At 52.2% G+C, this 18,629-nt stretch carries 19 protein-coding genes and 1 pseudogene; 9 read left to right on the plus strand and 11 right to left on the minus strand.

Annotated features, from left to right (window positions below; all coding sequences use genetic code 11):
• Positions 1–292: 292 nt before the first annotated feature.
• Both ACR0LH_RS21040 and ACR0LH_RS21045 read right to left on the minus strand, forming a co-directional pair.
• Positions 293–487, minus strand: a complete 195-nt coding sequence (locus tag ACR0LH_RS21040; RefSeq protein WP_170415288.1) for a DUF1059 domain-containing protein — start codon at positions 485–487, stop codon at positions 293–295.
• A 31-nt stretch (positions 488–518) separates the two neighbouring features.
• Positions 519–929: a GFA family protein gene (locus ACR0LH_RS21045; RefSeq protein ID WP_480722344.1), complete on the minus strand. Its 411-nt coding sequence runs from the start codon at positions 927–929 to the stop codon at positions 519–521.
• 183 nt (positions 930–1,112) lie between these two features.
• On the opposite strand from ACR0LH_RS21045, the gene ACR0LH_RS21050 reads away from it, so the two are divergent.
• Positions 1,113–1,985, plus strand: coding sequence for a LysR family transcriptional regulator (locus ACR0LH_RS21050; RefSeq protein ID WP_480722354.1), 873 nt, complete (start codon positions 1,113–1,115; stop codon positions 1,983–1,985).
• A gap of 57 nt (positions 1,986–2,042) precedes the next feature.
• Here ACR0LH_RS21050 and ACR0LH_RS21055 read toward each other — a convergent pair whose 3' ends face one another.
• The 3 genes from ACR0LH_RS21055 to ACR0LH_RS21065 all read right to left on the minus strand — a co-directional run bounded on the left by ACR0LH_RS21055 (position 2,043) and on the right by ACR0LH_RS21065 (position 5,935).
• Complete coding sequence (locus ACR0LH_RS21055; RefSeq protein WP_170594474.1) at positions 2,043–2,438, minus strand: rhodanese-like domain-containing protein; 396 nt, start codon at positions 2,436–2,438, stop codon at positions 2,043–2,045.
• A gap of 186 nt (positions 2,439–2,624) precedes the next feature.
• A complete protein-coding gene (locus tag ACR0LH_RS21060) occupies positions 2,625–4,271 on the minus strand; it encodes a hypothetical protein (RefSeq protein ID WP_480722345.1) in 1,647 nt (548 codons plus the stop codon).
• A gap of 383 nt (positions 4,272–4,654) precedes the next feature.
• Positions 4,655–5,935 (minus strand): tetratricopeptide repeat protein, encoded by a 1,281-nt coding sequence (locus tag ACR0LH_RS21065; RefSeq protein WP_480722346.1) that lies wholly within the window; start codon positions 5,933–5,935, stop codon positions 4,655–4,657.
• 266 nt (positions 5,936–6,201) lie between these two features.
• Here ACR0LH_RS21065 and ACR0LH_RS21070 point away from each other — a divergent pair, with 266 nt between their 5' ends.
• From ACR0LH_RS21070 to ACR0LH_RS21085, 4 genes are all read left to right on the plus strand, one after another.
• A complete protein-coding gene (locus tag ACR0LH_RS21070) occupies positions 6,202–7,122 on the plus strand; it encodes a sulfurtransferase (protein WP_165590777.1) in 921 nt (306 codons plus the stop codon).
• 63 nt (positions 7,123–7,185) lie between these two features.
• Positions 7,186–7,965 (plus strand): class I SAM-dependent methyltransferase, encoded by a 780-nt coding sequence (locus tag ACR0LH_RS21075; protein WP_480722348.1) that lies wholly within the window; start codon positions 7,186–7,188, stop codon positions 7,963–7,965.
• 78 nt (positions 7,966–8,043) lie between these two features.
• Positions 8,044–9,395 (plus strand): IS3 family transposase gene (locus ACR0LH_RS21080; RefSeq protein ID WP_480722350.1). Its coding sequence is split into 2 segments (ribosomal slippage): positions 8,044–8,380 and positions 8,380–9,395, totalling 1,353 coding nucleotides; the frame shifts between segments, so codons are not numbered across the junction.
• 272 nt (positions 9,396–9,667) lie between these two features.
• Positions 9,668–10,711 (plus strand): hypothetical protein, encoded by a 1,044-nt coding sequence (locus tag ACR0LH_RS21085; RefSeq protein ID WP_480722351.1) that lies wholly within the window; start codon positions 9,668–9,670, stop codon positions 10,709–10,711.
• A gap of 361 nt (positions 10,712–11,072) precedes the next feature.
• On the opposite strand, the gene ACR0LH_RS21090 is transcribed toward ACR0LH_RS21085, so the two are convergent.
• Complete coding sequence (locus ACR0LH_RS21090) at positions 11,073–11,489, minus strand: c-type cytochrome (RefSeq protein ID WP_170781826.1); 417 nt, start codon at positions 11,487–11,489, stop codon at positions 11,073–11,075.
• 418 nt (positions 11,490–11,907) lie between these two features.
• A complete protein-coding gene (locus ACR0LH_RS21095) occupies positions 11,908–12,336 on the minus strand; it encodes a c-type cytochrome (protein WP_480722353.1) in 429 nt (142 codons plus the stop codon).
• A 230-nt stretch (positions 12,337–12,566) separates the two neighbouring features.
• On the opposite strand from ACR0LH_RS21095, the gene ACR0LH_RS21100 reads away from it, so the two are divergent.
• The 3 genes from ACR0LH_RS21100 to ACR0LH_RS21110 all read left to right on the plus strand — a co-directional run bounded on the left by ACR0LH_RS21100 (position 12,567) and on the right by ACR0LH_RS21110 (position 14,760).
• A complete protein-coding gene (locus ACR0LH_RS21100; RefSeq protein ID WP_170781827.1) occupies positions 12,567–13,115 on the plus strand; it encodes a DUF6512 family protein in 549 nt (182 codons plus the stop codon).
• 104 nt (positions 13,116–13,219) lie between these two features.
• Positions 13,220–14,260 carry a PLP-dependent cysteine synthase family protein gene (locus ACR0LH_RS21105; protein ID WP_170781828.1) on the plus strand — a complete coding sequence of 347 codons (1,041 nt, stop codon included), beginning with the start codon at positions 13,220–13,222 and terminating at the stop codon, positions 14,258–14,260.
• Between the two features lie 20 nt (positions 14,261–14,280).
• On the plus strand, positions 14,281–14,760 hold the full coding sequence (locus tag ACR0LH_RS21110; RefSeq protein ID WP_170781829.1) for a hypothetical protein: 480 nt from the start codon (positions 14,281–14,283) through the stop codon (positions 14,758–14,760).
• Positions 14,761–14,864: 104 nt separating this feature from the next.
• Here ACR0LH_RS21110 and ACR0LH_RS21115 read toward each other — a convergent pair.
• The 4 genes and pseudogenes from ACR0LH_RS21115 to ACR0LH_RS21130 all read right to left on the minus strand — a co-directional run.
• A pseudogene (locus ACR0LH_RS21115) lies at positions 14,865–15,014 on the minus strand (IS5/IS1182 family transposase); the annotation flags it as partial.
• A 112-nt stretch (positions 15,015–15,126) separates the two neighbouring features.
• Positions 15,127–16,053, minus strand: coding sequence for a DMT family transporter (locus ACR0LH_RS21120; RefSeq protein ID WP_170781830.1), 927 nt, complete (start codon positions 16,051–16,053; stop codon positions 15,127–15,129).
• A gap of 146 nt (positions 16,054–16,199) precedes the next feature.
• The gene (locus ACR0LH_RS21125; protein ID WP_170781831.1) at positions 16,200–16,970 is read right to left on the minus strand and encodes a hypothetical protein; all 771 of its coding nucleotides are present in this window, start codon (positions 16,968–16,970) and stop codon (positions 16,200–16,202) included.
• Between the two features lie 74 nt (positions 16,971–17,044).
• Complete coding sequence (locus tag ACR0LH_RS21130) at positions 17,045–17,560, minus strand: DUF805 domain-containing protein (protein WP_170781832.1); 516 nt, start codon at positions 17,558–17,560, stop codon at positions 17,045–17,047.
• Between the two features lie 560 nt (positions 17,561–18,120).
• On the opposite strand from ACR0LH_RS21130, the gene ACR0LH_RS21135 reads away from it, so the two are divergent.
• Positions 18,121–18,420, plus strand: coding sequence for a hypothetical protein (locus ACR0LH_RS21135; protein ID WP_170781833.1), 300 nt, complete (start codon positions 18,121–18,123; stop codon positions 18,418–18,420).
• Positions 18,421–18,629: the final 209 nt, after the last annotated feature.

Below are 18,629 nucleotides of genomic sequence, written 5' to 3' on the forward strand. Positions count from 1 at the left end.
GCTGGAGAAAGACTGTGCGTCTTTGCGACTAGCCGGTTTGCCTGAATAAGAGCAGGGTTTCGCAGTAGCAGGTTGGTTTGTGATGGAAACCGATCTCACACGTTTCCGATTTGGGTTCGCGATGGCCTTGCGCTTCTAGGTGCCTTGGCGGTGGGCCGCAGTCCAAACCGGATAATCACAAATGAGCCTAGCAATTTCCCGGTTGCGGAGGAAAGCTGCCCTTCGCGGTTAAACAAACCAAGCCAAAATTTTGGCCGATTATCCGCAGGAACTTGAAGCTTAGTTTATTTGATCACGCGGGCTTTATCAGTGTTTCCAGATATTCTCGAGTGTCGGCGTCCCACGAGCTGGGGTCCTCTCCATGGGCGACCACCGCGTGCAGTTCCATGAGCTTCCAGACTTCGTCCTTGGTCGCAGCAACTACTTTGCCCGGGCAGGCCTCCATGCCCTCGCAATCCTTGCAGGCATATGAATAAACAGTGTTCATCGCTTTCTCCTCCGTTCGCTAGAAAAGTTGCTTAGAACTCAGGAAACGTCGGCAGCCCGTCGTCGAGTTTTATCCATGGCTGCTGATGTGACACGAAGATGTGGGCCTTGGGTTCCGCAATCGATGGGTCGTCCAACGTTACAGAAGAAAACCAAGCGTCAGCGCTCCAGTCTTGGCCCTCAACTTCATTTAGGGCGGCATAGGTCAACGTCGTTCCACAGTCCCGACAAAACCCGCGGCGAATACCCGGAGTTTTCTCAATGTGTTGGATTTCGCCTTTGATAACGGCGAAGTCTTCGGCGGCCACTTTAGCCCAAGTTGCAAAGGCGCCACCAAGGGCCATTTGGCATGAACGACAATGGCAATGTCCCGACCAGACAGGTGGTGTCGCGATCTGGTATCGAACAGCACCACAGTAACATCCACCTTGAAGTTTTTCCATCGTATCAAGATCTCCTGGCATGCGGCTAGGTTGACATCAGCACTAAAGCATCCGCTCCAATATTTTATAATAGAAGCGCAGATTTCACTGTGAATAATGTCAAGAATGCCGATATCATGCGACTCAAATAGTCTAATCAAACATTAGAAAATCTACAGCATGGACTGGCTGCACCTTCCCCCAATGAACGCTTTGCGCGCCTTCTCAGCGGTTGCGGAAGCTGGGAGTTACACCGTGGCTGCTGAACGCTTGAACGTGACCCAAGCGGCTGTCAGCCAGCAGGTCAAATCGTTGGAAAGGCATTTGGGTGTAGCTCTCGTTGTTAGACGTGGGCGCAGCATTGAATTGACAGAGCCAGGCATCATTCTTGCGCGTGAACTGGGTATCGGCTTTGAAATCATTGGAAGGGGTGTCGAACGACTGGCAGAACACACAGCGCAGCGTCCCGTTCAAGTGACAATGTCACCAGCATTCGCGGTGGAGTGGCTATTGCCGAGAATGGCAGAGTTTCAACAACAACATCCAGAGATCACTTTGATGCTGAACCCAACTTCTGAACTGGTTCAGATAAGACCAGGCGGCATCGATGTCGCCATTCGGTATCACGACAGACGCATGCCGAGAAAAGAAGAGGATACTGTCCTTGTTTCCGACATGGTCGTGATCGGGGCACCTTCACTGGTGGGAGGCCAAGATCTGCGTGACCCGGCTTCTCTGACGAAGCTGCCCTGGTTGCAGGAACTGGGCACCAACGAGGCGGCTGACTGGTTCACCTATCACGGGGTTGTTCCTGCCGAACCATTGACCATAAATCACATGCCGGGGAACCTGATCATGACTGCGGTTCGCCGGGGTGACGGTATCACGTATACCGCCAGAGCTTTTTTCGAGGACGATCTATCATCTGGTCGGATGATTGAATTGTTCTCTGAGCCTCTCTTCGGCGTCTATTACATCCAGACGCAGGCAGAATTTCAGCGCCCCGAGGCTAAGGTGTTCGTCAACTGGCTTAAATCTCAGTCGCAAGTCGTATCGAGACACAACTCTGGAAGCTGAGACGTATCTATTTACCCCTCTGCTCTGTTTGCTCAAGACCGTTGGTTTCGCCGTTTCTTAAGGCTGCTTTGTGGAGGAGCCAGCTGCGATCAGAGCCGCCATCCCTCCATCGATGAACTGCACGTTTTGAAAACCCATCGCAGTCAATACATTTGCCGCTGCCGCGCCTCGGTAACTAGGAGCGCCGCCACAGGTGGTGAAAATTCGCCTTCCACGATCCTGTAACTCTTGAGATCTGTATTCACTTTCAAGGTCTGCCATCCAAGCGACGGCGCGACCAGGAGCCGGAATTGCTCTCGGGCTGATACCCGTGGCCGCCATTTCAGCACTATCCCTCACGTCCACCACAAGTGCGTTGGGGTCTTCGATCAGTACTGCCAGCGCGTCAGTTGCTGAAATTGGATTTGCTTTGGATATTTCCTGAGCTTCCATTTGTGCGAATGTTAAGACCATGTTGCCCCCCGACTGCAAATCCTACGCGATGCTACCATGCGGCTGATTTACCGCAAAACGGCATCCAAGCGATGATTGCCGGTCTTGTGGTCGCCCAGACGGTTGCCATCAACGAAGTTAAACAATTCCCGATCAACGGCAGAAGCGGGCCTCGCAAATGCCCCAGCCATTGCTGTTGATCCGAGATTACTCGGCGGCCAACGCCTTCTGCCTGCAATAACACGACGCCTTTATCGGCACCTCGGCGCGGGCAGCGGCCTTGTCCAATTGTAGCTTAATGTGGGCGGCTTCGACCGTTTCACCGCGCCGGGTGAGACATTCGTGCAAACCATGCAGGCTCCAGACGTTGCCCGGATGCTGACAGGCCCGGCTAAGCGTTGCATCCAGGCCAAGGTCTGCACGGTAAACAGCTTCGGCTTCCTCCATCTGGCCCTGTTCAAGAAGAAGAGCACCCAGCGCATGACGGGTGGGTTGCATCCAGCCCCAGGGCTCGTCGTATGGCAAGTTATCGTCGATCTCCACTGACTTTCGCAGGTGATCAAAGGCCGTTTCGTGCTCTCCTGTGTGATAGGCCAACTCACCCAGCATCATTTGCTCAGCGACCTTCAGAATGTCCCGACATGTGTTGTTGAACAGCATTCGGGTCTCAGGAACTCTGGCCAGAGCATCATAGAACTTGGCTTTTTCACTCTCGGCTTCAGCGACCCTGTGTAGGTTGGCCAAGGCAACCGTCCTTGCATACCGCATCATGGCGATAGTGACGCTGTAGAGCTCCGAATCTTCAGGTAAATCCTGATCAAGGATAGCCTGCCAGCGTCCAAACCTGATCAATACATGTTGTTTCATAGGAATGAACGCCTCGAACCAATCAGCCATTGGTCGAAGTGTCTCTGAAGGTAAAGTTTCGACAAGCTCATCGGCAGCTTCCAGTGCCGCCGTTGGCTGCCCTAAAAACATCGCTCCGTAGATTTTGAAGTGGTAGTTGTGACACCTGTAAATGGAATAGAAGTTGTCAGGACCTTCGCGTTCCAGGAACTTTCGATCTGACAAGATGGCTTTGTGATTACGCAACACAACGTTCATGTAATCTCCACACAAGACGTCAATATGGGTGGGCATGTGAAGCAAGTGCCCGGCTTCAGGCACCAACGTGCTGAGCACATCACCATGGCGAAGGGCTCGCTCAGGATTTGGCGACATTTCCATCAGGTGAATGTACATGTGAAGGAGCCCTGCGTGCTCCCATGCTCCGGGGAGTGTATCAAATGCAGTTTCGAGGACTGCTATGGCTTCAAGTGTATCGGCTCCATCCGCTGGTTTCCCAGTCGGCAAGTCCCAAAGCTGCCAAGGGGTCCGATTCATGAGTGCCTCGGCCAGGAGGGCGCAAACGTCGAGATCCTGTTTGAATTCAGCATGCAGCTTTCGCATCGCGTCAGCGAAGGCATCATTCCACGGGCTGAAATCCTCAATATCCGATGAGGATGGATAACGAGCCGGAATGGCTTCGATGAGCGCGCGTTCAACAAGCGTCAGTTTGTCCTTTAACGACGCAGCAGCCTCGATTGACGCTTTTGCCAAGGCGATACAGTCAGGCTTCTCGTCTTCTTCGAATGTTTCCCAGGGCTTGTTGTAGTTCGGCCCAATGCAATACGCGATGCCCCAGTGCGCCATTGCGCAATTTGGATCCGCAGCCACGGCATTCTGAAAGCATACAATCGCTTCTTCGTGGTTGTACGCGTAAGTCCAAGCCAAACCACGATCAAACCAAAGCTGGGCTTCGTCCGACGAGGTTGTGATCTTTCGGCTGTAGCTACCGAGATCATAGTATTCCATCACAATAACCCCCTAATTAAAGGTAGGAGGTTACCACAATGGGCTGCTTCTCGATACTGGCGACATCAAAGCCGACCCAAGGCATAGACCCGACTTATATGAGCCCCATTTGATCGAAGCACTCTTCTTGGCGACTGATCAACTTATCGGCTACGTGCGTGACGCACCGTCCAATCCATCCACAGTAGCCCACCGACAAGACCACAAACACCGCTCGCACACCTAAGATGGTCTTTTGAGAAAGCTGATGTCGGCAGTCAGGTTGGTCTTTTCCGCCAACCAACACTTTTGGGGCCTGGTAAGGTCGTGCGACAGCTTCTGTTCTAACTGGCGTTGAAAACGTGTAATTTGGGCTCATTGCGGGCGTCAAAAATACGGGCACCCTACCCTTCTAGCGTGGCAACTGCATGGTCGTGAGAGGTATGCGGTCGATGCATGTTGAGGATACGTCGAGCTTCATTCGATTGTCCCGATATTGCCAGCGCATGCGCCAATGAAAACTCAATAATGTCGCGTTGCGCCCGGCTACCACCAAGGCGTTCGTGCTCAGACATGACACTTACGAATTTCTCAATCGCTTCGTCCGCATTTCCATCCGCCAACGCACGGAATGCGCCTGCTACCGAAGCAACGGTGGGGCCTGCGGGTCCCTTTGCGCCGTCAATGGTTGCTTCCAGATGCTCTCTTTGTCCCGCCATCGCATGCGCAAGAGCAGCGTGAACATCCGCAAAAGCCAAGCCAGGCGAAGGAAAGAACTGAACAGCATAGTCGCTGAGTTGTTGCCAACGCTCCTGAGGAATTTGCTCGCCAGCCAAAAAGGCGCGGTGAACAATTGCTACACTATCAGTCAAAACGTTAAGTGGCGGCGCAGGAGGTCGGTCGGGGGAAACATAATCATCGAACAGCTTCCACATACCTGCCACATCGCCGCTCTCAAGCGCCCACAGAGCGACGTGCCAGCTGAGATGGCAGTGCAGATACGCTGTGAAGGGATAGTCTTGCCAGAACTCGCGAAGATAAGCGTAGCCAGCGTCCGTCTCCCCGTTCTCATAGTAGAGATGGGCCCTGACATGTGCACTGTGTGCGCTGTCTGGCTTCAACTCAAGTGCGCGCTCAATGTTTTCCGCGGCCGGGCCGATCTGTCCGGCCTCCATCTGGGCAAATGCATGCTGGCAGAGAAACCACCAGTCGTCGCCATAGTGTGGCTTCAACAGGGTTGTGTACGCAAGCTGCTCCGCCTCGCGTCCAGCCTGACCTGAAAACCCAATTAAGCCAAATACGCTGGTACATGTCTGAGCAAGCAAAATATCTCGCGGATGGTCTGTGACGTGATCTCGGATGCGCCTGTAGGCCTGCGGTGCACGCCCCTCAATGAGATCGCTGATAATGTCGATCTGCGCGGCTTCGCGCGGGCTGACGCCATGCGACAGTTCCTTTGCTACGGCTATTTCACGCTTTGCATCTTGTGCACGCCCGACAGTAACAAGGTAGCGCGCAAGCCCGACATGGGGCATGGCAAAGCTATCATCTGCCTGCATTGCAGAACGGTAAGCTTCTTCAACATCATCAAAAGCACCCAGAAATCGGTCGATGCCTTCAACGTAGGCGTCTCGCGCAGTTTGTGATGTGGTCGTTAGCGGGCTTCCGTACCGATCTTCAAGCATCCAAACCTTCCACTTTCTGTACCAAACCTGTCCGTCAGTGAGCTATATGAGCATGCCTACCCATAAACGAGTCAAAGGAAATCGACGTTACGAGGCGCCATGATTTCAGTATCCGTTTCTTTCAGAAGTCTCATGAAATCATCAACATGCCGTTTAAATCATATTTACTTTATCAAATCCCGATTTTCCAAAATTGGACTCCGAAAGCAATTTTGGGGATTATTCCGTACGGCTCGCCCCGCGTCCGGTTAGAGGAGAAAGTAGGTATGACAACCCAAACTCGCCCGCTCATTGATACGGCTTGGTTGGCAGATAACCTGACTAACCCGAAACTACGCATCATTGATGTTCGCTGGAAGTTTAGGGAGGAAAACGGCAAGGGCGTAGCCTATGACGATAGGAGCGAGTTCCAGGCCGAGCACATTCCTGGCGCCGTGTATGTTGGCATGTCGACGGAGCTTGCAGACAGCACTCAGAACACTCCCGACATGATGCTCGGCCCAGAGGACTTCGGGGAAAGGATGCGCGAGTTGGGTGTTTCCGACGACAGTCATGTCGTGGTCTACGACGACTCCGGGCTTCCATTGGCGTCTGCGCGTCTTTGGTGGGCACTTTCGCACTATGGCCATAAAAACGTGCAGGTCTTGGACGGCGGCTTGCAGCAATGGAAACTCGAAGGTCGACCCACTGAAACTGGCGATCTAACCGTTGAGCATGGTGACTTTGAACCAACAGTGCAGAGCAATTGGATTGCCCGCAAAGCTGATGTCTTGGATGCGATGGGTAAGCCCGGAGTCAGAATTGTGGACTTTCTACCAAACAACCTCTTCCGAGGCGACGGAGTTCACACATGGGGAGGTCGCTCGGGACATATTCCCAGTGCCGTCAACATACCGGCGATATCGAACATCGATCCGGATTTGGCACACATACCCATTGCCGAACGTGCAGCCAAACTAAAGGAACGTGGTTCATTCAAGTTGGCGGATCATTCCAAGCTCCTCAAGCACTATCAGGACAAGGGAATTCAAACTGACGATGAGGTCATCGCCTATTGCGGCCGTGGCATAGCTGCTTCTTGTGGGCTCCTTGCGTTGCGCCAAATGGGGTTCGAAAAGTCCCGCCTGTACGATGGTTCATGGGCTGAGTGGAGCGCCGATGAGAGCCTTCCGGTTGAAACCTCGTGAGATTACGATTTTGGGTCACTTTGGGTGGTCCAATTATTGACGCGTTGCTAGGAGGATATTTTGATGACGGACAATTTCCGGCTGACCAAAGAGGCTGCGCAGAAGTACAATAACCATAGTGTGCCTGCGATGTTCGGCCCATTGGCTGAAGCAACAATGCAGAAGGTTCAGCTTCGAAGCGGCACTTGTGTTATCGACATCGCATGCGGCACCGGGGCTTTGACGCGAGAGATTGCAAGGAAACTGACGGGCAAAGGCCGGGTTGTTGGCGTAGATCTGAACGAAACTATGATTGAAGTCGCGCAGTCCAATCAGCCGGATTGTCGTCATGTGCTCGAGTGGTATGCAGCAGATGTAACCGAGTTACCTTTCGAAGATGCTACGTTTGACTATGCCTTCATACAACAGGGGCTTCAGTTCTTCCCCGACAAATCCGCCGCTTTGCAGGAAGTTCATAGGATCTTACGCAATGACGGTCAGCTATTTTTGACATGTTGGCGCGCAGTGTCGCCCTTCAATGGAGCGCTTGCAAAAGCTCTCGAACGGCATGTTGGAACAGATGCCGCAGTAAAAGCCAGAGCGCCTTTTTCGTTTCGAGATGGGGACCTCATTTCTAAGTTGTTGGTCGATGCAGGCTTCAAGATAGCTCGTCACGAGCCATTGGTACTAGAGCGAAGATTTATTGACCTTCGTGCGCAAATCATGGCGCTGCCAATCGAAACTGATCTTAGGGATGCAGGTGCTGACGTCACCAACAAGGTCGTGGAAGAGGTTGCAGACGCTTTGTCTAGATATGACAAAAAAGGCGTATTGCACGTACCGCAAGAAGCGCACCTTGTCTGACGTCAGCACCAATGGGACATTTTAAGTCGATTTGATAAGAGAGGGTTTCTGGCTCATCGTAACTGCCAAGGAGTGGAGATGAGAAAGAAACCCGGAACCAAGCAGAGCCACGGTGAGAAGGTCGTAAAGGACATTCGCCGTGTGACCCGCAAACAGTATTCCGCAGAAGAGAAGATCAGGATCGTGCTGGACGGCCTTAAAGGCGAGGACAGCATTGCAGAGCTGTGTCGTCGTGAGGGCATCGCGCAGAGCCTGTATTACAGCTGGTCCAAGGAATTTCTGGAAGCCGGCAAGAAACGTCTGGCAGGTGACACGGCCCGTGCGGCAACTTCCACCGAAGTGAAGGATCTGAGACGGGAAACCCGTGATCTGAAGGAGGTGGTTGCCGAACAGGCCTTGGAATTGCGCCTGCTCAAAAAAAGCATGATCGCGGATGGGGACGACGGCGAATGAGATACCCTGCATCTGAAAAGCTGGAGATCATCCGTCTGGTCGAAGGCTCGCATCTGCCGACCAAGCGCACTTTGGAACAGCTGGGCATCCCGAAGACCACCTTCTATCGCTGGTATGACCAGTATCTGTCGGGTGGTCCTGAGGCGCTTGAGGATCGCAGTCCCAAGCCCTCACGGGTCTGGAACCGCATTCCGCAGCCGATGCGTGAGAAGATCAAGGACCTGGCTCTGAAGGAAAGCGATCTGTCGCCGCGTGAGTTGGCCGTGCAGTTCACCGACACAGAAAAGTACTTTGTGTCAGAGGCTTCGGTCTATCGCATCCTCAAGTCTTACGACCTGATCACCAGCCCGGCCTATGTGGTTTTATCGGCAGCCGACGAGTTCCACGACAAAACCACACGGCCGAACCAACTCTGGCAGACCGACTTCACTTACCTGAAGGTTATCGGCTGGGGTTGGTTCTATCTGTCGACCATCCTCGATGATTACAGCCGCTACATCATCGCCTGGAAGCTCTGCACGACGATGAAGGCCAGTGATGTCACCGATACGCTGGACCTGGCTTTGCAGGCTTCGGGCTGTGCCCAAGCGACCGTCTTCCACAAGCCACGGCTGCTCAGCGATAACGGGTCCAGCTACATCTCTGGTGAACTTGCTGAATGGCTGGAAGATCAGGAAATCGATCATGTCCGAGGGGCACCATACCATCCGCAAACTCAGGGAAAGATCGAGCGCTGGCACCAGACTCTCAAGAACCGCATCTTATTGGAAAACTACTATCTGCCCGGTGACCTTCAGCAGCAGATCGATGCTTTCGTCGATCACTACAATCACCGGCGCTACCACGAAAGCTTACAAAACCTCACGCCCGCCGATGTCTACTTCGGACGCGGGCAGACCATTCTAAAAAAACGAGAAAGGATCAAACGAAAGACCATCGAAACCCGGCGCTTGCTTCACCGCAAATCCGCCGCATAATCAATCCAACCAGATGAGCCACATTCTCTCTTAGGTCAGAGCGCCATCTGTCCCAAAATCCCTGACGACGGACACATCCGACTCGGGTTGGCTGAGGGCGGCGCAACGTTACCCTGTGCGCATAGTCCTGCCTGGGTATGAGACCGGTGATCAGGACGATGACGTAATGTTTCTTTTGAACGGGCAGGCTGATGTAATTGTTTTTACATCAGGAAACTCGCTGTTGAATGCGATAGGAAACGCATACATCCGCGTTGTTTCGTGGTTGAGCTATGCCTACTGATGCTGACAAACACTCTTTGGCGCAAATAACTCCTTCCGAGAATGTTCGTCATGGACTTAGGTTGGCGCTCGCCCCTTGGATCGTCTTTTCCCTCGGCATAGTCACTAACTTGCAACTCGCTTTTATTGGATCGGTTTTCGCGGCTTTGTTTACACTCGGCCTAACGCCGGTGCCAGTGTCCTATGGGATTGCGCTGCTGACGAAATCGGCAGCAATCCTTTTGCTCGCGTGGGGTTTATCTATCTGGTTTCTTCCCTATCCTGTTGTTTTCTTAATTTTTGTTTGCCTCGGTGTTTTACTCGCATACAGATTGCAAATAAAAACTGGCGACTTGTTGCTTTCGGTTTTCGCAGTCATCGCAGCACTTCTTGTTCCGTTCCTTGCGAGAATGGATCCGGAACTCGCTGGGACCATCGCCTATTGGCTAATAGCAAATGTGGCAGTGGCCATGATCGTTTCGTGGCTGGTGTTCTTGGTTTCGCCTGAACTCGATGCATCTGAGCAAGGCACAAAGAAAGTGGCTGATGAAACAAACGTCACTGATGCAGAACTACAAATGCTGCGTCTTGCTGCGGTTGTAATTCCATTTGTTTTTTTTGCTTTCGTTTTTGATTTTATTACACCCTTTGTGCTGGTCTTCGTCGCTATTCAGTCATCCCAGTTTGTAGCTGATACAAGTTCGCAAAGTCGCGCCAGTTGGGATATGCTCACAGCAAACATGATTGGCGGTATTGCCGCTGTGCTCGTTTATGAATTGTTGGTTGCGGTTCCATTTCTGCCTTTCGTTTTGGTAACACTGTTTGCTGCATTGGCTTGGTTTTCTCGTCAGTTCATTGCCGGTGATACGCGCATAGTTTCGGCGATCACCGCTTTTTTGATTTTGATCGGAGGAACACTGATGCCGTTTTCTGACGACGCTCAAACCAAAATGATCTTCCGCCTATGGCAACTCGGCGCGGCATTCGCTTACCTCAGTTTAGCTTTTGCAATCGTGGACCGGTTTGCCCCTGAACGCGTGAGCAAAACCACTTAAGATTCAGCAATCCAAGTAAGTCGGACAAGAGAGCTCCGATTTTGATGAGCTGGATTATGGCGCATGGCGACTAGTTCATGACACATCTCACGAGCACCAAAACCAACTCCTACCTTGCTGAACAAGCGACGTTTGGAAGTGCCTTGGCAGAGTGGGATATGTGCTGTTCCTCACGATTGTATCAAACAGAAGATAGAAGCGCTGCCATTCCTCACATTGACCTGTTAAAATCTTGAGCCAGATGAAGAGTCTCGGAAAACTCGAAAGAGTCTGCTTCGTAAGGTCTATTCGTTGCTTCTTGGTAGTTACGGCACCCGCACAACGCAGCACTTCTTAGCGTACACAAATGCGAAGCAGACCTTCACGGAACATATCGTTCCGGCTTTGGAGACTGAATACTCTCCAAATATTCAGCAACTTCGATTAGTCTGGAAGGAATACGCGTAACCAAACCATTCCCCGTATCGAATGCGACAGTAGGGCCGTCGTTCAACTTGGTGATTATAGGCATGTCATCGCGAGGTTCTTTAGCTTTCAAATAACCGTCCAAGATCGACATGACCTCCAACATGGGCCACACACCCCCTCTGCGTTCGGAAATCTTTGTTAAATCAGCAGGCACTGTTTTCAAATCAGTGGCGTCAGGCCCATTTCCTGTCGCATCGATTCCGTGACATCTGGCGCAATGCTCAACAAAGAGGTCTTTGCCAAGGTCCGAAAACTCATCGGCCGCAGATATCGTCGCAACCGAAGAAATGCCTATGCTTGCAAGGATCATAAAGTACCTCATAAGCCGGAGGTCCTTTGCTAAACGAGTGTTTACTACAACAGAAATGGACCGACATCTTCCCCCGGTCAACGTCGGTCCTTCACTATATAACATTCGCTATCCTGTGGCCCAAAACCGATTGATGGGGACAGGCAGCAGCGAGCTCAGAACAGCTTCACTATTTAACATTCGGAATTTAGCATGTGAAACCGCGCGGCTCTTTGACATAAATCATATCTCACCTCGCAGTCTGCCAGAATTGGGCTCGACACGCCAATTCGGCCAAAAGATTTTGAGTGACAGCTTACGCCTAGCAAACCACGGCGCTTCACAATGCTAGGCCTGCAATAGTCACCGGGTCAAAAAAGGTGCAAGTCCAGAACACCGGCAAACGGTCAATTGCTGACCTAGCGCCAAGAGCACTAACCTACTGTTGGATGCTTTCTAAGAAAAACAATAACCCTGCTAACTCGCGCGGGGTGGGCGTCAAGACACCCTCGATTTCAACCGGAACCAGGTCTTCCGCCATTTCCCCGCCAAATTCCGGCATAACCCGAGCAAGATGGCTGTTTCCTGGGTCGCCATAGATGTAGCTTAGGGCCCGTGCTTGAGGGAAAGTGCCTGCGTTCTTCGCGCTCAATGTTGTCAAATCTGTTGGCTCAACGGAAAGACCGCTGCTTGCCGGGCCACCGCCTCTACCATCCACACCATGACAAGAAGTACAGTTTTCTGAGAAAAAGGCTGCCCCATCAGCGCGAGTGGGCATGACATCGGCGTCAGGATACAGATCTGAACACGACGCTGTGGCTAGAGCGATAAATCCAGCCGATAAAATAACCCACCTTGTAGCGTGCATGCTCTACCCCGTTTTTTATTAAGCCTACGGTCCAATGTAGAACATGGCAATGACAGCAACTGCCGTTTTAGGATCGGTGAGGGCCAACTTTAAAAACTCTTACAAGGACTAGGGAATGGCCGCTCACCATGGACGGTGAAAGCTACTTGTAGACCTCCTATGTCCCGTGGGCATTTCACTTTTGAGTTTCTAAGCAAAGTATATGACAATCTGGATTGGGAGATCCAAACATGCTGGAAACCTCGTCCCGAATAGTTTGGCTCGAAGCGATTGGGGCGATCCTGATAATCCTACTCGGATCCGGGCTGCACTTTGCATTTGTTTTACTGGGAAGTTGGGCGCCAGTGGCGCTTGTGGCAGCTGTCAACGAGTCAATTTGGGAACACTTAAAGCTGGCTTTTTGGCCAGGATTTTTTTGGGCCTGCCTGATGCCGCTTCCACCCCGACTTACAAGAAGGGACGTATTTAGTGCAAAGGGATTTAGCCTCGCAATTACTGCTATTTTGATTGTGACAGTATTCACGGCATACACAGCGATACTTGAGCGCAACTTTTTGTTGATTGATATTGGAATATTTGTTGCAGCAATTTGCATCGGCCAGATCGTGTCAATTCTGTTGCTTGCTTACAAAGACCGAATGCGTGGACTCATCCATGTATTCGGCCTGGTTCTCCTTGGGCTTCAAGTCGTCGCCTATAGTACCTTAACATTTTTCCCTCTCAATCATTGGCTGTTCATTGAAGCACGTTCTGGCACGATAGGCATTCCTGCCCATTAGATGGACAGTCGGACCAATTGGTGGCGCATGCTTGCATCCCCGTGAATTCCAAAGACGATTTTCCTGAGCTTGACGGGCCTTAAACAGGGCGCTTGAGTAGAAGTATGGGCCGTTGGATTTCGGATTCGATTACAAAGATCAATGCAGATGCTCACCGCTCTGCCGATACGCACCTTTTCAAGCTACCCGTTCGGGGGCTGAAGGGCGTAGACATCTATCTCAAGGATGAAAGTACCCATCCGACCGGCAGTCTCAAGCACAGGTTGGCGCGGTCGCTTTTCCTTTATGCGCTGGTAAACGGGAAGATTAGGGAAGGGACACGTGTAATCGAAGCCTCGTCAGGCAGCACTGCCGTTTCAGAAGCTTACTTCGCCCGTATGATCGGAGTGCCTTTTACCGCGGTTCTCCCAAAATCTACCGCCAAGAGTAAAATCGACCTAATCCGGTTCCAAGGTGGCGAAATCCACTTCGTCGATGCGGCGCCGGACATGCACCAGGCCTCGGTTGAACTGGCAACTGAAGTCGGTGGCTACTTCATGGATCAGTTCACGTACGCCGAGCGGGCGACGGATTGGCGAGGCAACAACAACATTGCAGAAAGCCTTTTTCGCCAGATGGAACGAGAGCCACATCCAATTCCATCGGTGATTGTGATGAGCGCGGGCACTGGCGGAACTTCAGCAACGCTGGGGCGGTACATTCGCTACAAAGGCTTTAACAGTGAATTGGTTGTTGTGGACCCAGAAAACTCAGTGTTTTTCGATAGTTTTCGAACCGGAGACAGGACCCTGACCCGCTCCTGTTCAAGTCGTATCGAAGGTATCGGACGTCCCAAGGTAGAGAAGTCATTTTTGGCAGATGTAATCGACCGTATGATCCAAGTGCCAGATGCGGCAAGCATTGCGACAATGCTCTGGCTTGAAGATCGGATCAGGCGGCGGGCGGGCCCATCAACAGGCACAAACCTTTGGGGGGCTTTGCAAATTGCGCAAGAGATGGAGGCGGCCGGACGATCTGGCTCCATCGTCACTATTCTGTGTGACGACGGAAACCGTTATCTCGACACCTACTACGATCCGGAATGGGTGATGGAAAACTTCGGCGAAACCGCCTCTTACGAAGCTACTTTGGCGGGATATCACTGAATTCAAACGAAGAGGACAGCATGAAAAGGGTGAAATTTGTGTTTGCAACGCTTCTGGCATCAATGGTCGCCGTAATGTTTTGCGCCACAACAGTTTTGGCCTCCTCTCAGGAAGCACAACGGATCATCGAAAGCGCGGCTGCTGATTGCAAAGACTTCGAGAATGGAGAGTTTGATCAGGGTGACGCTGTGACCGAGATCGAGCTGCGCTCCCAGTTTGGCACGGTTAAGGCTGAACTCGTAGATGAAAGCCAGTTTTCCTGTTCCTCTGCTGCCTCTATGTACTGCGGAACAGGGGGTTGCATGCTCAATCTTATCGTTGACGGTGAGATCATGTCGTGGCAGGCAACGGGTTGGCGTCTTATTGACTGGGGGCCTGACCGTATACTGCTTATTGGACGAGATGGTGGTTGGTGCGGAGGCGCAGGAGCCGAGGTTTGTTACGAGGCGCTAGTTTGGAGTAATGGAAAGATTTTAACCGTTGGTTCGGCGCCAGAGTAAGCCCGCGCAGCGCTAGTGGCTGTTTTACACGCCTGGCCTGGTGGGCCAGAACTTTTGGATCAAGCTTGATCTGTTCGACGGCGATTTCCTAAAATTTCGACTTATTACCCAAACAAAAGCTTTGCCGCGAGGGCGATGGCAGACATGAAGATGATAAAGCGCCTGTCATAACGGGTCGCGACCCGGAACCGCTCTTTCAGCCGTCCAAACATGTTCTCAATCTTGTGACGGATTCGATAAATCCTGGCATCATATGGTGCGAAATCTTTGCGGTTCTGTTCCGTTTCTCGGGATTCGCAAGACCCGCTTCGGGCCGCAAGCAGCCAGTCATGTGCACCGCAGAAAACGGCAGCACCGAGCCTAGTACTACTGCCTCGGTGATTTTGCGAGCACGGTGGATACGGTGCGCGTCTTTCTACTTCTTGTGATCGCGATTGCGCCCAGCACTAATGCACATGCCAAAGCTTGAGGTAAAGAGATGGCTTCGCCAAAGGCAAGATATCCCACGGCAAACATCGTGGGCAATTCGATGCTTCCGACGACCGCAGTTTGGGAAGCCCCAATAACAGGTGAGCATATCGTGTAGATAAGCTGGGGCACGAAAGCGGTCACCAGACCAATACCAACAATGAAAAGCCAATCGGATTGTTCCCTTGGGAGAAGTTCTCTAACCTCAGCACCAATGATGAGCGGTGCGAGGCCCAGTACGGACCCCAGAGAAACTGACGCGATACGTGCCAATGGCGCAATCCGTGACAACCTGTGTACCAGGACGCAAATTCCGAAGCCAAACCCAAATGGGGCGGCAAGGGATAGCAGCAGCGTTGGTAGATGTTCCGCAGCCACTGACGCGGGCGAGCCAGCAATGACAGCTGCCACCACAATCAGACTAGCGGCCAACATGGCGCGTCGCGTGGGTGCATCTCCAAACACAGCCCAAGCAATTACCAAGGTGAACACCGGATAGGTCATGTAAAGCACACCCACTGTCGATGCGGGCAGCTTCTCCAGCGCCGTTACATATCCGATCCAACCAAGCCCCATTACGGCTCCGGCTGAAAGGCCCCAAGTGATCTCTCGCCATTCTTTTCGGTGCAAGATGAGAACAGGAAGCAGAAGAAGAGCCGCAACAATGTAGCGGTAGAATGCGACCGCATAGGGTGCAACACCCTGTTCGGTCAGGCTGCGGCTGAAATAGGGAACCAGCCCGAAACAGATTGAAGCAAAAAGAACACCAAAAACGGCAAATGCATAAGGGATGGATGGTCGATTTCGCGCAGATGTCGTGGCCATAATCTGGAGCTATCACGCATTTGCATTTTCGTCTTTAGAGATTCTACGTATGACTGCTTTAGTCTGCAAAGCGGTCATTGATGCGCTGCGTAGCGAACGACCGTTTCAAGTAGCTTGCCAATTGGGAAGCCGGTTGGAAGGCAGCATCAATTGCACTGATCATATCTGTAGTCCCCGTATTCCAGCCAGTTTACCGAGCCTTCGCTAAAAATCAGAAACTCGGACCTGTCTTCCCCAAGCAGGGCAACGACAAATCCGGCCGGCGGCTCAGAGTTTCCGAAGTAACTGTAGGCGGTCATGGCTCTGATTGACTCACCGTTGACTGTCACTCGCGCGTCCCACTCTCCCTCCGGGTTGTCCAAAATTACGGGTTCGATGACTCGCTCTACCGCTCCGCCACCACAATAGACGATGCCTTCAGGGGGTTCGTAGGAGGCCCCCTGGCTAGCACCTGAATCGCAGGCGGAACGAAGGGACCGAATTGCCGCGCTGGAACCCTTCAAGTCAAAGTTTCCATAGCTGACATCTTGATCAATCATGGACAGATTAACCGATGCATTGGCCGCAAGCTGGTCCAGTACAAAACCATAGTCCTCTTGACTATTGAAACTGACCTCGACGGGATAGTTGTCGACGATCTGCACGGCAGCGTTTTCTGCGCCAACCTGAAATGCCCCAACTTCGGTGGTGCCGTTCTTTAAAAATCGAATGGAGAGCCCCTGCTTTTCCACAATGTCCTGGCTGTCCTCATATCCAGCCGGAGCGAAGCGGATACGGTTACACTGAAGTTCCAGGGTCATGTTGCCGGTCTGAATAAATGCATTGGGATTAGGCCCGGAACTGAACGACCACTCCGCTGATGCTGTGGTCGCCATAGCCATCAGTAGCATTCCAATGGAAATCGTTTTGAAACTCATTTTCTCTCTCCATGGTGTTGTAGTTCGCACTGTCATTCAGCCAGAGATTCCGGCCCGTTACCTGGGCAACAAAGTTAGGAAACAGGTGCGCCGTATTCGTTTGCGCCTTCTTGGGAAGGTCGCGTCAGCCACCAGATCATCAGGATGGACAGAACCAATTGAAGAATTGAGACAACAACAATGCCGGTCACGCCCAGGACTGCCGCGGGTCCTCGCAATGCATCGGGGTTTTCGGTCCCTTGCTCCAATACCGAAAAGAACGCTACCCCACCCAGCATAACAAAAAGAGACACAATGCTGAGCGCCATCGGCAGTAGCAAGTACCAGCCAGGTCGTCCTGTATCGTGCAGCCTCCGCCAACCGGCGGCCAGCATAGGTATGAGAACGGCCAGTTGGAAAACAGAGGACAAAACCCGTGATCCCTGCCCCGTTTCAGGGCTGGTCCCGAATAGGATCGTATCCAGCACAGCTAAAGCCGCACTCACGAGAACCACAAACAAGAAGAACCACCAGTATTCTGAGCGTATAGCCCGACCGGAAAACTGGAAGTATTTCGAGAAACACGTTTTAACGGCTTCACCAAATCCCATTTTTCAATCCCTTCATTGTTTCTGTGCGGCCTCAAATCGCTTCGCCACTCAGGGGAACACACTCGCAGCTCCCACTTACTTTTTTGTTTGAACGCAGAGGCCTATCGTACGAGAGCGTAGAGAAATTTACGCGCAGAAAAAACATTGATTTATGAGAAATTAGATTCAAACATGCGAATTCGACACAACTTTATTTTACCTCCGTTGTTGTCGTTGCTGCTCGCTGTGCCGAGCCCTTCCGACTGCTGGAGTGAGTGCTGGCGGTCGGAAGGCACTTTACAATGATTGAGCGCTGGGAGGACGCGATGCTCAGACTTAACGTGCTCGCCCTCTTTTCAGAGTTTGCTCTAGCATTTGCTAGTGACGTCATTCGGCCTTCACACGTTATTGTCGGCCCCGATAGTCAACGAAATATCGTCCCGCCGACCAAGCCCCCCGCGGCAAGTTTTGGGTAAGATGGTCACAGGATCGAGGTATGTTCTATTGGCTGCACAGACGCGAGAGCTTCAAACAAGCGCATCCAATTTCACTAATTTCAAGGGAACCAGAGGGAGAAGAAAATGTCTAACAAGATGGTGATGATTGCTGGCGCAACTTGCTTCGCAATGCTTGCGGCCTGTGACGATACGAGTACATCAAGCGCGTCCGCCGAGCTCACACCGGCTCAGCAAGCATGTTTGCGTGATGTAGCCAACACGACAAACAATTCGCAAGTCGTGGTGCTCTCATCCGCGTTTAGCGAGGCGGGAACACAGGTCACTGTAGGCGTTGGCGAGGATCGTGCTCCTTGGAATTGCATTGCTTACAGTGATGGCGCGACAGCTGGTATCGAGTTCCTGGGCGACGAAGGCGCATTGTGACCTGTCTGCTGCGTAGCTGAAAACGGCTGCGCAGCACTGGCTTGATTTGCTGAGGCTCGACTTGGTTTGTAGAACCACCATCATCGTATTCGCGGTCCTGTACCTGTTGGCGTTGGTTGCATTCTTGACGGGCACATTTGGCTGGTTGGGACAGGAACGAGACCCTTTGTCCGGAGTGTTCCTGCTGCCGTTGGGACTACCTTGGATAC

The sequence above is a fragment of the Ruegeria sp. CL6 genome (genome assembly GCF_056536465.1).

Excerpts from the sequence above, each read along its gene's own strand:
- ACR0LH_RS21075 (WP_480722348.1), top strand. The coding sequence starts at position 7,186 with ATGACGGACAATTTCCGGCTGACCAAAGAGGCTGCGCAGAAGTACAAT.
- ACR0LH_RS21095 (WP_480722353.1), bottom strand. The coding sequence starts at position 12,336 with ATGCACGCTACAAGGTGGGTTATTTTATCGGCTGGATTTATCGCTCTA.
- ACR0LH_RS21050 (WP_480722354.1), top strand. The coding sequence starts at position 1,113 with ATGAACGCTTTGCGCGCCTTCTCAGCGGTTGCGGAAGCTGGGAGTTAC.
- ACR0LH_RS21055 (WP_170594474.1), bottom strand. The coding sequence starts at position 2,438 with ATGGTCTTAACATTCGCACAAATGGAAGCTCAGGAAATATCCAAAGCA.
- ACR0LH_RS21100 (WP_170781827.1), top strand. The coding sequence starts at position 12,567 with ATGCTGGAAACCTCGTCCCGAATAGTTTGGCTCGAAGCGATTGGGGCG.
- ACR0LH_RS21125 (WP_170781831.1), bottom strand. The coding sequence starts at position 16,970 with ATGAGTTTCAAAACGATTTCCATTGGAATGCTACTGATGGCTATGGCG.
- ACR0LH_RS21130 (WP_170781832.1), bottom strand. The coding sequence starts at position 17,560 with ATGGGATTTGGTGAAGCCGTTAAAACGTGTTTCTCGAAATACTTCCAG.
- ACR0LH_RS21040 (WP_170415288.1), bottom strand. The coding sequence starts at position 487 with ATGAACACTGTTTATTCATATGCCTGCAAGGATTGCGAGGGCATGGAG.
- ACR0LH_RS21135 (WP_170781833.1), top strand. The coding sequence starts at position 18,121 with ATGTCTAACAAGATGGTGATGATTGCTGGCGCAACTTGCTTCGCAATG.
- ACR0LH_RS21065 (WP_480722346.1), bottom strand. The coding sequence starts at position 5,935 with ATGCTTGAAGATCGGTACGGAAGCCCGCTAACGACCACATCACAAACT.
- ACR0LH_RS21105 (WP_170781828.1), top strand. The coding sequence starts at position 13,220 with ATGGGCCGTTGGATTTCGGATTCGATTACAAAGATCAATGCAGATGCT.
- ACR0LH_RS21110 (WP_170781829.1), top strand. The coding sequence starts at position 14,281 with ATGAAAAGGGTGAAATTTGTGTTTGCAACGCTTCTGGCATCAATGGTC.
- ACR0LH_RS21045 (WP_480722344.1), bottom strand. The coding sequence starts at position 929 with ATGGAAAAACTTCAAGGTGGATGTTACTGTGGTGCTGTTCGATACCAG.
- ACR0LH_RS21120 (WP_170781830.1), bottom strand. The coding sequence starts at position 16,053 with ATGGCCACGACATCTGCGCGAAATCGACCATCCATCCCTTATGCATTT.
- ACR0LH_RS21085 (WP_480722351.1), top strand. The coding sequence starts at position 9,668 with ATGCCTACTGATGCTGACAAACACTCTTTGGCGCAAATAACTCCTTCC.
- ACR0LH_RS21060 (WP_480722345.1), bottom strand. The coding sequence starts at position 4,271 with ATGGAATACTATGATCTCGGTAGCTACAGCCGAAAGATCACAACCTCG.
- ACR0LH_RS21070 (WP_165590777.1), top strand. The coding sequence starts at position 6,202 with ATGACAACCCAAACTCGCCCGCTCATTGATACGGCTTGGTTGGCAGAT.
- ACR0LH_RS21090 (WP_170781826.1), bottom strand. The coding sequence starts at position 11,489 with ATGATCCTTGCAAGCATAGGCATTTCTTCGGTTGCGACGATATCTGCG.